Source organism: Nitratireductor luteus (assembly GCF_026162365.1).
Classification (GTDB): Bacteria; Pseudomonadota; Alphaproteobacteria; order Rhizobiales; family Rhizobiaceae; genus Chelativorans; species Chelativorans luteus.
The window spans coordinates 227315-240444 of sequence record NZ_JAOANW010000006.1 but is presented as its reverse complement, the minus strand read 5'-3'; the positions used below and the strand labels follow the sequence as shown (position 1 = coordinate 240444).

The 13130-nt window shown below is 64.1% G+C and carries 13 protein-coding genes; 8 read left to right on the top strand and 5 right to left on the bottom strand.

Annotated features, from left to right (window positions below; all coding sequences use genetic code 11):
- Nucleotides 1-96 precede the first annotated feature (96 nt).
- From N1058_RS10070 to N1058_RS10060, 3 genes are all read right to left on the bottom strand, one after another.
- Complete coding sequence (locus tag N1058_RS10070) at nt 97-1242, bottom strand: extracellular solute-binding protein (protein ID WP_265517520.1); 1146 nt, start codon at nt 1240-1242, stop codon at nt 97-99.
- A 14-nt stretch (nt 1243-1256) separates the two neighbouring features.
- Nucleotides 1257-2417 carry a CaiB/BaiF CoA transferase family protein gene (locus tag N1058_RS10065; RefSeq protein ID WP_265517378.1) on the bottom strand — a complete coding sequence of 387 codons (1161 nt, stop codon included), beginning with the start codon at nt 2415-2417 and terminating at the stop codon, nt 1257-1259.
- 418 nt (nt 2418-2835) lie between these two features.
- The gene (locus tag N1058_RS10060) at nt 2836-3534 is read right to left on the bottom strand and encodes a GntR family transcriptional regulator (RefSeq protein ID WP_265517377.1); all 699 of its coding nucleotides are present in this window, start codon (nt 3532-3534) and stop codon (nt 2836-2838) included.
- Between the two features lie 90 nt (nt 3535-3624).
- Between N1058_RS10060 and uxaC the strand changes: the two genes are divergently transcribed.
- From uxaC to N1058_RS10020, 8 genes are all read left to right on the top strand, one after another.
- A complete protein-coding gene (gene uxaC, locus N1058_RS10055) occupies nt 3625-5031 on the top strand; it encodes a glucuronate isomerase (RefSeq protein ID WP_265517376.1) in 1407 nt (468 codons plus the stop codon).
- Between the two features lie 22 nt (nt 5032-5053).
- The gene (locus tag N1058_RS10050) at nt 5054-6043 is read left to right on the top strand and encodes a TRAP transporter substrate-binding protein (protein ID WP_265517375.1); all 990 of its coding nucleotides are present in this window, start codon (nt 5054-5056) and stop codon (nt 6041-6043) included.
- A gap of 82 nt (nt 6044-6125) precedes the next feature.
- Nucleotides 6126-6650: a TRAP transporter small permease gene (locus N1058_RS10045; RefSeq protein ID WP_420847965.1), complete on the top strand. Its 525-nt coding sequence runs from the start codon at nt 6126-6128 to the stop codon at nt 6648-6650.
- Between the two features lie 5 nt (nt 6651-6655).
- The gene (locus N1058_RS10040; RefSeq protein WP_265517374.1) at nt 6656-7936 is read left to right on the top strand and encodes a TRAP transporter large permease; all 1281 of its coding nucleotides are present in this window, start codon (nt 6656-6658) and stop codon (nt 7934-7936) included.
- Between the two features lie 11 nt (nt 7937-7947).
- A complete protein-coding gene (locus tag N1058_RS10035) occupies nt 7948-8271 on the top strand; it encodes a cupin domain-containing protein (RefSeq protein WP_265517373.1) in 324 nt (107 codons plus the stop codon).
- 20 nt (nt 8272-8291) lie between these two features.
- Nucleotides 8292-9113 (top strand): 5-dehydro-4-deoxy-D-glucuronate isomerase, encoded by an 822-nt coding sequence (gene kduI / locus N1058_RS10030; protein ID WP_265517372.1) that lies wholly within the window; start codon nt 8292-8294, stop codon nt 9111-9113.
- Entirely contained in the window at nt 9110-9856 is a 747-nt protein-coding gene (gene kduD, locus N1058_RS10025) for a 2-dehydro-3-deoxy-D-gluconate 5-dehydrogenase KduD (protein WP_265517518.1), read from the top strand. The genes kduI and kduD overlap by 4 nt, the downstream gene beginning before the upstream one ends.
- Entirely contained in the window at nt 9834-11291 is a 1458-nt protein-coding gene (locus N1058_RS10020) for a mannitol dehydrogenase family protein (protein WP_420847972.1), read from the top strand. The genes kduD and N1058_RS10020 overlap by 23 nt, the downstream gene beginning before the upstream one ends.
- A gap of 369 nt (nt 11292-11660) precedes the next feature.
- On the opposite strand, the gene urtE is transcribed toward N1058_RS10020, so the two are convergent.
- The gene (urtE, locus tag N1058_RS10015) at nt 11661-12362 is read right to left on the bottom strand and encodes an urea ABC transporter ATP-binding subunit UrtE (protein WP_265517370.1); all 702 of its coding nucleotides are present in this window, start codon (nt 12360-12362) and stop codon (nt 11661-11663) included.
- Between the two features lies 1 nt (nt 12363).
- Nucleotides 12364-13113, bottom strand: a complete 750-nt coding sequence (urtD, locus tag N1058_RS10010) for an urea ABC transporter ATP-binding protein UrtD (protein ID WP_265517369.1) — start codon at nt 13111-13113, stop codon at nt 12364-12366.
- Nucleotides 13114-13130: the final 17 nt, after the last annotated feature.

Sequence of the window (13130 nt, the reverse complement as noted above, 5' to 3'; positions counted from 1 at the left end):
AGGGGCAATTTTCAGGGGATTTCGGCCGGTTTCCGGCTCAAAATCGCGGCGGATCGGGCGGTTTCGGCTGAAAAAAAGCGGTCCTGGCCGGTTTTTTTACCGGCCAAAACTCGCGGCGAACATCGCGTTCAGACTACCGATGACACCCGCCGCTTCCTCGCCGTTTCGCAGCCCTTCGTTCAGCCGGTCCGAGGCCTCTTGCTGGAAGGCCATGTAGCCGTTATGGCGCGGGCGCAGCCAGCCGTGCTCCAGCGTTTGCCTGGTGTTGCGGTAGAAATCGCCGGTGGCCGCGTTCACCGCGTCGTCCTCCCAGCCGGCGGCGTGGCCGGGCTGGCCTCCGGCCTCCGGGAACGGCCCGCGCTGGACCTCGGCGCCGGCGATCCAATAGGCGAAGTCGATGGCCGCTTCCACATTCGCGCTAAACGCCGAAACCGCGATCCCGGTGCCGCCGATGGCCGAACCTTTCGGGCCGTCGGGACCGGCCGCCGGGATGTCGGCGAAGGCAAGGCGGCGGGGCCGGAAGCCGGACATGGCATAGTTGACGTAGCCGTAGATCAGCGGCGCCGACGCGATGGTCGAGCCCGGCTCGGCCATCGCCTCCGATACGGCGATTGGGTCCATCTCGAAGCAGGCAGGGTCCACGAGGCCGGCGAGTTCGGCCAACAGGTCGTAGGCCGTGCGTCCGGCCGCTTCCTCGATGAGCGCGCCCGGGCCTTCATCGGTGCAGGCATGGCCGAGATTGGCCGCGAGCGTGTAAAAGCTCATGAGGGAATGCGGTGGTCGCAGCGGCAGTAGGACGCGGCCCTCGCGCGCCAGCTTCACCAAATCTTCCCACCGCTTTGGCGCCGCATCGATGAGGTCAGGCCGATAGGCCTGCACCTGCGCCGCGGCGTCGATGGGGAAGGCCCACTGCCGGGCTTGCCGCCGGTCGCCGGGCCCTTGATCGCTGGGCCATTGGTAGCTGGCATAGGACCGACCGACGCTGCCTTCGGCCAGCGCCGCCCGTTCGGCCTCGCGGCCCGCCACGTCGAGCGGGGCAAGGCATCCTTCCTCGGTGATCTGGCCGACATGGGGATGGTCGATGACGATCAGGTCGTACTGACGGGCGAGTTCTTCGACGGGGAAGGATTCGAAGTCCTGCAGCGAGCGCTTGTCCCAGACGATCTCGACGCCTTTGGTCTGCTTCCAGATCGCCGAGCAGGCGACCATGGGATCATAGCCGCGCGGATGGCTCCAGGTCATGCCCTTCAGCTTGATCACAGGCCGAACTCCTCGCGTATCCTGTCCGATTGCTCGCCGATGCGCGGCGCCGCGCGGTCGATCCTGGCGCGCACGCCGTCGATGCGGATCGGCGAAGTGGTGGTTTCGATGGAAACGCCGTCCTCGCGCGTGACGGTCTGCAGCATGTCGAGCATGCGGAAGCCGTCATGGGCGAGCAGGTCGTTCCAGTCGAAGACCCGCGAGCACCAGATATCGGCCGGCTCCAATATGGCGAGCCATTCGTCGGTCGTGCGCGTGGCGGCCTTCCCGGCGATGATGGCCTTTATCGCGTCGCGTTCGGCGAACCAGCTCGCCGGGTTGTCGCGGTAGGGCTCCAGCGCCTCGATCTCCATCAGATCCGCCAGCTTCGGAATGGGCGTCATGGCGATGGCCAGAAAGCCGTCGCTCGTGGGATAGACGCCGTAGGGCGCGGCCAGATAGGCATGCGCGCTGCGGGTGGATGCCCGCCGGGGCATTCGCCTGCCGTCATTGAGAAAGGTGGTCAGCACCTCGAACTGGAGGTCGGTCAGCGCTTCCAGAAGGCTCGTCTGCACATGGGCGCCGCGACCCTTGATGCCGCGCCTGACGAGCGCTGCCAGAATGCCCTGCGCCGCCGCCGCGCCGGCCAGCATGTCGGCCACCGCCAGGCCGAAGGGCACCGGCCCCTGTCCCTCGTCGCCATTCAGCCACATCAATCCGGAACGCGCCTGCGCGAGCAGATCCTGCCCCGGCCGCATGACCCACGGGCCGTCTTCGCCATAGCCGCTTATCGAAGCATAGACGAGGCCGGGGTTGAGCTGCTTGACGGTCTCATAGCCGAGCCCCAGGCGCTCGATGACGCCGGGCCGGAAGTTCTGGATCAGCACGTCGGCGCTGGCGATCAGCTTCTTCAGCGCCGCCAGGTCGGCTTCGCTCTTGAGGTCGATGGCGAGGCTTTCCTTGCCCCGGTTGATGGCGTGGAAGATGGTCGAATCGCCGCCGATCTCCGTGTCGCTCAGGTAGAGATGGCGCGACAGGTCGCCCTGGCCCGGCCGCTCGATCTTGATCACGCGCGCGCCCAGATCCATGAGCCGCAGCGAGCAGTAAGGACCGGACAGGAACTGGCTCATATCGATCACGACGAGTCCGTCGAGGGGCGGGGAATGTGGTTCTTGCATGGGGATTATTTCTCGGTGGCAGCCAACGCAGCGGTGGCCTTCTTCTTCCCAGGATCGTTCACAGGATGTTCCTCCCTTGCGTCGGGCTTCGGAGGCAGCTGGGGCGCGTCGTTCGAGACGACAGCCGCCGGTCGATGCTCCTCCCGACCGTCCAAGCATGGGACATTCATCTGTGATTTGCAAGTTCATATATGAAATGACGGCGTGGCGCGATGCTTTTGCCGGCTTTGCCGCCGTACGTCGCGGAGGTCGGTGCTGCCCCTCATCCGCCTGCCGGCACCGGCCGGGGTCGAACCATGGGTCTCGGCCCGTCCTTCGGACCCCCGTGAACGGGAGAAGGAGAATAAGGGCGAACACCGGCGCCCTTCGGCCCGTTTGCGGTGACGAGATGGGGTGGGTGAGGGTGAGGCGGGGGGACCTATTCCTCGTCGAGGAAATACTGCCCGTGGCTTTCCCGGATGCGGCCGATGATGCCGGAGATGCGCGACAGGTGCTCGCGGATCACCGTGGCAGCACCCTCGACATCATGCACACGCAACGCGTCCATCAGCGCTATGTGGTCGTTGAGCGCCAGTTCCGCTCCGAAGGAAAGGCTGAGATAGCGCACCCGGTCCATATGCGCCTTGTAGTCGCGGATGAGCTTCCAGGTGTAGCCATGGCCGGACATATGGCAGATCCGCTTGTGGAAGTCGTCGTCCAACTCGTGAAACAGGACCTTGTCGCCGGCCTTCACCGCCTTGCGCTGCTCGTCGATGAGCGCGTCGAGCTCCTGGATTTGCGGCTTTTCCAGACGGGCGGCGGCGGCCCGCACCGTTTCCAGCTCCAGCGCCGTGCGCACGAACCGCGCCTCATGCACCGCGCGCACCGAGATCTGCGTCACCGTCGTCGCCCGTTGCGGACGCACCAGCAGGAAACCGAGCTGCGACAGGCGGTAGAAGGCATCGCGCACGGGCTGGCGCGAGACGCCCATGAGCTTGGAGACTTCCGCTTCCGACAGCTTGGTGCCCGGCTCGATCTTCAGCTCCACCACCTGCCGGTACAGCGTGTCGAAAACGAGATCCGTCACCGACGGGGCGCGCAACTCCTCGATCTGGCGGCGTGGAAGTTGTTCGAGCACATCAGCCTCCGTTGACTCGCAATGCATACTAACATATTAGATTGCCAGATTAACGCAAGCCGCACGGAAATCCTGGGGAGGAGCAAGGCTTTGGCGCTTTTGGACGAAGGCAGGCTGTTTCCGGCGGAGGCTCGCACACGTAGCCTGGCGCGGAGTCTGTACGACGAGGTCAAGGCGCTCCCTATCGTCAGCCCGCACGGCCATACCGATCCCCGCTGGTATGCCGAGGACGAAGCCTTTCCCGATCCCGCCCGGCTTTTCGTGACGCCCGATCACTACGTCTTTCGCATGCTGTTCTCGCAAGGGATCAGCCTCGACGCGCTCGGGGTGCCGAGGGCCGACGGCAGCGTCGGCGAGACCGACGGGCGCAAGATCTGGCGGCTTTTCGCGCAGAACTATCATCTGTTTCGCGGCACGCCCAGCCGCCTGTGGCTGGACCACTCCTTTCAGGAAGTATTCGGCCTGGACGTCCCGCTTTCGGCAAAGACGGCCGATTATTATTACGAGCATATCGATGCCTGCCTCAAGAGGCCGGAGTTCCGTCCGCGCGCCCTTTTCGAGCGCTTCAATATCGAGGCGATCGCCACCACGGAAAGCCCGCTCGACGATCTGCGCTGGCACCACATGATCCGGCAGTCCGGCTGGAGCGGGAAGGTGGTGACGGCCTACAGGCCGGACGCCGTCGTCGATCCCGAATTCGAGGGATTTGCCGCCAATGTCGCCCGTTTCGGCGAGTTGACCGGTTGCGACACCTCAAGCTGGGACGGCTATCTCGAAGCCCATCGCAAGCGGCGCGCCTTCTTCAAGCAGTACGGCGCGACCAGCACTGATCATGGCCATGCGACAGCACGCACGGAGAACCTTTCCGCGCAGGAGGCGGCGCGGTTATTCGCCAAGGCGCTTGCCGACGAATGCACCCCCGACGAAGCGGATGCCTTTCGCGGGCATATGCTGACCGAGATGGCGCGGATGAGCCTGGACGACGGGCTTGTCATGCAGATTCATCCCGGCTCCTTCCGTAACCATTCCGCCGCCATGATGGCGCGCTATGGCCGTGACAAGGGTTTCGACATTCCCACCCGCACGGATTACGTGCGCGCGCTCAAGCCGCTGCTGGATGCCGTCGGCACGGAGCCTGGGCTGACGGTCATCGTCTTCACGCTGGACGAGACTTCCTATGCGCGCGAACTGGCGCCGCTGGCCGGCGTCTATCCGGCCTTGAAGCTCGGCCCTGCCTGGTGGTTCTTCGACAGCCCGGAAGGCATGCGCCGCTACCGGGAGATGACGACCGAAACCGCGGGCTTCTACAATACTGTCGGTTTCAACGACGACACACGCGCCTTTTGTTCGATACCCGCCCGCCACGACGTGGCACGGCGGGTCGACTGTGCTTACCTCGCCACGCTGGTCGCCGAAGGGCGGCTCGGCCTGGAAGAGGCAGGGGAGGTCGCCCACGACCTCGCTTACAGGCTTGCCAAGCAGGCTTACCGGCTATGAAGCCACAACCAGGGAGGAAATAATGGTTGGTTTGAAAACGCTTAAAAAGGCCCTGATCTCCGGCGCGGCACTCGCCGTTCTGTCGATCTCGGCCCATGCCGCCGATCTCGTGCTGCGGTCCTCGGACACGCATCCGGATGGCTATCCGACCGTCGAGGCGGTCAAATATATGGGCAAGCTCGTCGAGGAGCGCACCGATGGCCGCATCGGCATCGAGGTGTTCCATTCGGCTCAGCTCGGCGAGGAAAAGGATACGATCGAGCAGACGCGCTTCGGTGTCATCGACATGAACCGCGTAAGCTTGGGCCCCTTCAACAATCTGATCGAGGAAACCCGCGTCCCCTCGCTGCCCTATATCTTCCGTTCCGTCGAGCACATGCACAAGGTGATGGACGGCGAGATCGGTCAGGACATCCTCGACGCCTTCGAGGAGCACGGCCTTATCGGCCTTGCCTTCTACGATGGCGGCGCACGCTCCTTCTACAACTCGAAGAAGCCGATCACCTCCAAGGAGGACCTGGCCGGAATGAAGTTCCGCGTCATGCAGTCGGATCTGTTCGTCGACATGGTCGACGCGCTGGGGGCCAACGCCACGCCGATGCCCTATGGCGAGGTCTACTCCTCGATCCAGACAGGCGTCATCGACGGTGCGGAAAACAACTGGCCGTCCTTCGAATCTTCGGGCCATTTCGAGGTCGCGGGCTACTACACGCTCGATGAGCACCTGATCGTGCCGGAAGTGCTCGTCATCTCGAAGACGAGCTGGGACAAGCTGTCGCCGGAAGATCAGGAAATCCTGCGCCAGGCGGCGAAGGAATCGGTGCCCTACATGCGCAAGCTCTGGGCCGAGCGGGAAGCCGCATCGGAAGCCAAGGTTCGCGAGGCGGGCGTCGAGATCATCTCCGGCATCGACAAGACGCCCTTCATCGAAGCAATGGGACCGGTCTATGAAAAGCATGTCACCAGCGACAAGCTGAAGGACCTCGTCGAGCGCATCCGCGCCGTCGAATAATCTTCAGATCATGATCTGACCCATGCCGTGGCGCGGATCTTCCGCGCCACGGCCTTCCGATCGGTTTCTCAGGAGCGGCATCTTGCAGGCAAGAATGTTGAAAGTGGCGCGCGTGCTGGGCGTCGTCTCGCGGATCTCGCTTTGGATATCGGCGTCGGGCCTGGTGCTGATGACCGCCTTCATCGCCTGGCAGGTGTTCGGGCGTTTCGTGCTCAACAACAGCCCGACCTGGACGGAACCGGCATCGCTGCTGCTGATGGGCTGGTTCATCTTTCTCGGCGCCGCCGTGGGCATCCGCGAAGGATATCATCTGAGCTTCGACGTTCTGCTTTACGTCATCCCCTTGAAGGTGAAGTCGGTGCTGCGGACGGTCTCGGACCTTGTCGTCGCGGGCTTCGGCTTCGGCATGGCCTGGTACGGAGCGGACCTTGCGATGAAGACATGGGATTCCACCATGCCCTCGCTCGGCCTGCCGGACGGCGTGTCGCTGATCGCGCTGTCGTGCGGCGGGGTGCTGATCGTCATCTTCTCGACTGAGCGCATCGCCCGGCGCATGGCCGGTCTTCCTACCGCGCATTTTGGCGAAACCGAACTGCCAAAGGATTAGGGCCCGTGGAAATCTATATTCTCTTCGGGACATTCGTGTTCCTGCTGCTTATCGGAACGCCGGTCGCCTTCTGCCTGGGCGTCTCCTCCCTTGCGACCGCGCTCTATATGGGCATGCCGCCGCTGATCGTGTTCCAGCGCCTGAATTCGGGCGTCTCCGTCTTCGCGCTGATGGCTATCCCCTTCTTCATCTATGCCGGCGTGCTGATGGTGCGCGGCGACATCGCCCGCCGTCTGGTGGCGCTGGCCGGCTCCTGGGTCGGCAGCTTTCGAGGCGGCCTCGGCCAGGTCAACATCGTCGCCTCAGTACTGTTCGGCGGGGTTTCCGGCTCCGCGGCGGCGGATGCCTCGGCCATCGGCGGGCTGATGATCCCGCAGATGAAGGACAAGGGCTACGACGTCGACTATGCGGTCAACGTCACCGTCGTCTCGTCGATCATCGCGTTGATGCTACCACCGTCGCACAATCTGATCATCTATTCGATTTCCGGCGGCGGGCGCATCTCGATCGCCGACCTCTTCACCGCCGGCATCATACCGGGGCTGATCCTGGCGCTGTCGCTGATGATCGCGGCCTGGTTCGTCGCCAAGCGCCGGGGCTATCCCACCGACCCGTTCCCCGGCTTCCGCATCATGGGCTCGCTGTTCGTTTCGGCGGTGCCGGGGCTCATCCTCATCGCCATCATCTTCGGCGGCGTGCGCTCGGGCGTCTTCACCGCTTCGGAAAGCTCCTGCGTCGCGGTCGTCTATGCGCTGCTGGTGACGGTGCTCGCTTACCGCTCACTGTCCTGGGCGGCTTTCGTCGAGGCGACATTCGCCGCCGTGCGCACCACGGCGATGGTGCTGCTGGTCATCGGCTGCGCGGCGGCGTTCGGCTGGCTGCTCGCCTTCCTGCGCGTGCCTGCCTCGCTGGTGGCATTCCTGCAGGGCGTGTCGGAAAACCCGCTGATCATCCTCCTGATGATCAATATCGTGCTGCTGATACTGGGCACGTTCATGGACATGTCGCCACTGATCGTCATCACCACGCCGATCTTCCTGCCCGTGGCCATGGCGTTCGGGGTCGATCCGGTTCATTTCGGCATCATCATGATCCTCAATCTGGGCATCGGCCTGTGCACGCCGCCGGTCGGCGCGGTGCTGTTCGTCGGGTGCGCGGTCGGCCAGATACCGGTCTGGCAGGTGGTGCGCACGATCTGGCCGTTCTACCTGGCCGCGATCGCGACCTTGCTGCTGGTCACCTATGTGCCGGCGCTGTCGCTGTGGCTGCCGCAGCTTTTCCGCTAACGGAGACGAAAATGACCAATGCATATTTGCGGGCGTTTCCCGCCACCGACGCCAGCGGCAACGTCACGCGCCGGGTGCTGTCCGACAGTCCGGAGCTGATGGTGGTGGAATTCGCGTTCGCGGAAGGCGGCGTCGGCGCGCTGCACAGCCATCCGCATGTACAGGCGACCTATGTGCAGTCCGGCCGGTTCGAGTTCACCATCGCCGGCGAGACCTTCGAGGTGGGACCGGGCGATTCCTTCGTCGTTCCCTCCGGCGCCGAACATGGTTGCCGGGCGCTGGAGCCGGGCGTGCTGGTCGACAGCTTCACCCCCCGCCGCGACGACTTTCTGTAGTGAATCACGAGGAGAAGAACATGCTTTCCGTCGAGACCCGTCATGCCATCGACCCCGCGACCGCGCGCGGCTTCGACACCGAAGCGCTGCGTCGGAATTTCCATGTGGGCGGCATCTTCGCCGACGGCGAAATCAAGCTGATCTATACCCATTACGACCGCATGATCGTCGGCGGCGCGGTGCCCGCCGGCAAGGACCTCGTGCTTGACGAGGTGCCGCAGTGTGGCACCGACACCATCCTGGCGCGGCGGGAGATGGTCGTGGTCAATATCGGCGACGAAGGGGTCGTGCGGGCGGGCTCGGACTACGCCATGGCCAAGGGCGACATGCTCTATCTGGGCATGGGGTCGGGACCCGTCACCTTTTCGGGCGGCGGGCGCTTCTACATCCTCTCGGCGCCGGCTCACAAGACCTATCCCTCGCGCCTCATCAAGATCGACGAGGCGGCGCGCATCGACCTTGGCTCGCAGGCCACCTCCAACGAGCGCACGATCCACCAGTTCGTGCATCCCGAAGTGATGGAGTCCTGCCAGCTCGTGGTCGGCATGACGAAGCTCCACAACGGCTCCGTCTGGAACACGATGCCGGCCCATGTGCATGACAGGCGCATGGAAGCCTATCTCTATGTCGACCTGCCGGAGGACCAGATGGCCGTTCATCTGATGGGCGAGCCAACCCAGACGCGGCATATGATCGTGCGCAACGAGGAAGGGGCGATCTCGCCGCCGTGGTCGATCCATTCCGGGGCCGGAACGGCTTCTTATACTTTCATCTGGGCGATGGCTGGCGATAATGTGAACTACAAGGACGTCGAGATGGTCGGCATGGGAGAAATGCGCTGATGCGGATTTTCTCGCTCAAGGGAAAGACGGCGCTGGTGACCGGCGCCAATACGGGCATCGGCCGCTCGATTGCGCGCTGCATGGCCGAGGCCGGCGCCGAGGTGATCTGCGCCGGGCGTTCCTCGTGCGAGGACACGGTGGCCGAGATCGAGAAGGGTGGCGGCAAGGCGCGCAGTCTGCATCTGGACTTGTCCGACCCGATGGCGGGAGGAAAGATATTCGAGCAGGAAGGGCCGATCGACATTCTGGTGAACAACGCCGGCATCATCCGTCGCGCCGACGCCGTCGATTATACCGAGGCCGATTGGGACGACGTCATGGACGTCAACCTGAAGGCGGTGTTCTTCATGTGTCAGGCTTTCGCCAGGGCAGCGTTCGCCCGTGGTGCGGGCGGCGCAATCGTCAATATCGCCTCGCTGCTCTCGTTTCAGGGCGGTATTCGCGTGCCGGCCTATACGGCGTCCAAACATGGCGTGGCGGGTCTCACGCGGCTGCTGGCCAATGAGTGGGCGGCGAAGGGCATCAATGTGAACGCCATAGCGCCCGGCTATATCGCCACCAACAACACCGAGGCCCTGCGTAACGATCCCGATCGCGCGCGGGCCATCCTCGACCGCATTCCCGCCGGCCGCTGGGGCGAACCCGACGATATCGGCGGCACGGCCGTCTACCTGACCTCGCCGGCCGCCAAATATGTGCATGGTGCGTTCCTCAATGTCGATGGAGGCTGGCTTGCCCGCTAACCCGCCGCGTCTTTCAAGTCCGCTCGGGGAGCGACCCCGGCCAGGCATCGTACATCTGGGGCTGGGCGCTTTCTTCCGCGCCCATGGGGCGCTGTATATCGAAGAGGCGATGCGGCAGTCCGGCGGCGACTGGGGCATCATCGGCGTCAGCCTGGTGCGCCCGGCCCAGCGTGACGCGCTCGCCCCGCAGGACTTTGTGTACACGGCGGTGGAGCTTGGCCCCGAGGACCAAACACGACGGGTCGTCGAGATCGTGCGCGATGTGCTGGTTGCCAGGGAAGAGCCGGAGGCGGTGCTGGCAGCCATGAGCGATGCCGCCATCCGCATCGTATCGCTGACGGTTACCGAAAAGGGCTATTGCCACGAGCCTGCCACGGGAGGATTGAACCGCGACCATCCGGACATCGTCCACGACCTCCAGAACCCGGACGAGCCGCGGTCGGCGCCCGGGTTCCTCGTGCGGGCGCTGGCGCGGCGCCGGCAGGCGGGGCTGAGGCCCTTCACCGTGCTTTGCTGCGATAATCTGCCGGACAATGGCAGGATGCTGCGCGGCATCGTGCTGGAACTCGCGGAGCTGATCGACCCGGCGCTTCGGAGCTGGATCGCGGAGGAGGGCGCTTTCCCTTCGACCATGGTCGACCGCATCGTGCCGGCGACGAAAGACGAGGATATCAAGAGGCTGGCCGAGGAAACGGGCATGCTCGACCTTTCTCCCGTCATGCACGAGCCATTCCGGCAATGGGTCATCGAGGACAATTTCGTCGATGGAGACCGGCCGGACCTTGAGGCGGTCGGCGTCGAGATCGTCAAGGACGTGGCGCCTTTCGAGCACATGAAGCTGCGCTGCCTCAACGGCACCCATTCCTCGCTTGCCTATCTGGGCTATCTGGCCGGCCACGAGACCATCGCCGAGACGGTGGCGGATCCGGTATTCGCCGACTTTGTCACGCACCTGTGGCAGCAGGAGATCATTCCCTCGCTGACGCCGCCGGAAGGGGTGGACCTTACGGCCTACACGCAGGCGCTTTTCACCCGCTACGCCAATCCGGCAATCCGTCACCGCACCGGGCAGATCGCGATGGACGGCTCGCAGAAACTGCCGCAGCGCGTTCTGGGCACGATAAGCGAGAATATCGAAGCCAGGCGCCCAAGCGCCGGCCTCATTCTCGCGGTCGCCGCATGGATGCGCTATGTCGGCGGCATCGACGAGAAGGGCGCGGCCATCGACGTGCGCGATCCTCTGGCCGACCGGCTCAAGCAGTTGAGCGACGGTGCGGACGGCCCGGATGCAAAGGTGGAAGCGCTGCTTTCCGTTCGCGAGATATTCCCGGCCACCCTTGCCGCTGACACGCGTTTCACCGGTCCGCTGAAGGAGGCGTACGCCGCGCTGATAAACGATGGAGCTCGGAAATGCGCGGAGGGGATCGCGGGATAGATTCAGGACGGATCGAGCACGCCTGCCATCATCAACTCTGAAGAAGCTCGTGGATGCTTTTGTAGGGCCAAGGTGCACCTGACTCGCCATAGCCCGCAGGGAGAGCCGGGACCCATTGGAAGAACCGCACAGAGCCCGGCCCTGGCCCCGGCGCACTTCAGCACCGACAGCTTCTTCTGCGGAGACCGGCGGCGCTAACCCAATGGGTCCCGGCTCTCCCTGCGGTCGGCCGGGATGACGGAAGTGGGTACCCGTCGCCGCCCTCGTTCGCGAGATAGTCGTCATCCTCAACGCCAGAATCAGGGCGGGTTCGCAAAACAGAGTTGATGATGGCAGATGCGTTTTGGTCCATCCTGAACTCATCACGCCTCACACCGTCAGATGCCGCTTCACTTCGGCCTTGTCCAGGTCGCTGGCCGGTCCTGAATGCAGGATTTCGCCGCGGTCCATGATGTAGATACGATCCGACAGTTCGCGGCAGAAGTCGAGATATTGCTCTACCAGAAGAACGGTCATGCCGAGCTCGTCGCGAAGGAACTGCAGCGCGCGGCCAATGTCCTTGATGATCGAAGGCTGGATGCCTTCAGTCGGTTCGTCCAGGATGAGCACCTTGGGGCGGGTCACCAGCGCGCGTCCGATGGCGAGCTGCTGCTGCTGACCGCCGGAAAGATCGCCGCCGCGCCGCGACAGCATCTGCTTGAGGACGGGAAATAGCGTAAACACTGTTTCGGGTATGGAACGATCCGATGGTTTCAACGGCGCGTAGCCGGTCATCAGGTTTTCCTTCACCGTCAGCAGCGGGAAAATCTCGCGCCCTTGCGGGACATAACCGAGGCCCAACCGGGCGCGCCGATAGGGCGGGGCGTTCTTCAGCGCCTGGTCCGCGATCGATATCTGGCCGCTCGTGACTGGATGAACACCGGCAATAGCCCGCAGGAGCGAGGACTTGCCAACGCCGTTTCGCCCGAGCACGGAGGTGATCCGGGCGGGAGCAGCCTCGACGCTGACGCGGCGCAGCGCCTGTGCCGCGCCGTAGTGGAGGTCGATGCTGTCGACGGAGAGAGCGGTCATATTATCTTCCCAGATAGCTTTCCACGACGCGAGGATCGGCGCTGACGTGATCGAGGCTGCCCTGCGCCAGCACCGAGCCTTCGGCCAGCACCGTCACGCGGGCGGCCAGATCGCGGATGAAGCTCATATCGTGTTCGACCACCATCACAGAACGTGTCTGAGAGATCGCCTTGAGGAGCTTCGCCGTCTCGACGGTCTCGGCATCCGTCATGCCGGCGACCGGCTCGTCCACCAGGAGCAGTTTCGGATCCTGCGCCAGCAGCATGCCGATCTCCAGCCACTGTTTTTGGCCGTGGCTGAGATTGGCCGCGAGATTGTGCTGACGGTGGGTCAGGCGCACGGTCTCGAGGATCTCGTCCAGGCGCGTCTCGTCCTCATCGTCTGCGTGATAGAACCAGGCCGAAAACACGCCACGCGGCTTTTTGAGCGCCAGTTCCAGATTGTCGCGCACCGTGTGGCTTTCGAAGACCGTCGGCTTCTGGAACTTGCGGCCGATGCCCAGCTCCGCGATGGCCGCCTCGTCGAGCCTGGTGAGGTCCACCGAACCGTCGAAATAGACCTCGCCCTCGTTTGGCCGCGTCTTGCCGGTGATGATATCCATCATCGTCGTCTTGCCCGCGCCATTGGGGCCGATGATCGCCTGGAGCTCGTTGTGCCGCACGACGAGCGACAGGTTGTCGATCGCCTTGAAGCCGTCGAAGGAGACGGAAACGCCGTCGAGATAGAGAAGCGTGTCGTTGCGCGCGTTCATGAGAGCAGTCCTGTCAC

Bases quoted from the DNA above. Each gene is read 5' to 3' on its own strand.
- N1058_RS10070 (WP_265517520.1), bottom strand. From the start codon at position 1,242: ATGACCTGGAGCCATCCGCGCGGCTATGATCCCATGGTCGCCTGCTCG.
- N1058_RS10065 (WP_265517378.1), bottom strand. From the start codon at position 2,417: ATGCAAGAACCACATTCCCCGCCCCTCGACGGACTCGTCGTGATCGAT.
- N1058_RS10050 (WP_265517375.1), top strand. From the start codon at position 5,054: ATGGTTGGTTTGAAAACGCTTAAAAAGGCCCTGATCTCCGGCGCGGCA.
- N1058_RS10035 (WP_265517373.1), top strand. From the start codon at position 7,948: ATGACCAATGCATATTTGCGGGCGTTTCCCGCCACCGACGCCAGCGGC.
- kduI (WP_265517372.1), top strand. From the start codon at position 8,292: ATGCTTTCCGTCGAGACCCGTCATGCCATCGACCCCGCGACCGCGCGC.
- N1058_RS10020 (WP_420847972.1), top strand. From the start codon at position 9,834: ATGGAGGCTGGCTTGCCCGCTAACCCGCCGCGTCTTTCAAGTCCGCTC.
- urtE (WP_265517370.1), bottom strand. From the start codon at position 12,362: ATGACCGCTCTCTCCGTCGACAGCATCGACCTCCACTACGGCGCGGCA.
- urtD (WP_265517369.1), bottom strand. From the start codon at position 13,113: ATGAACGCGCGCAACGACACGCTTCTCTATCTCGACGGCGTTTCCGTC.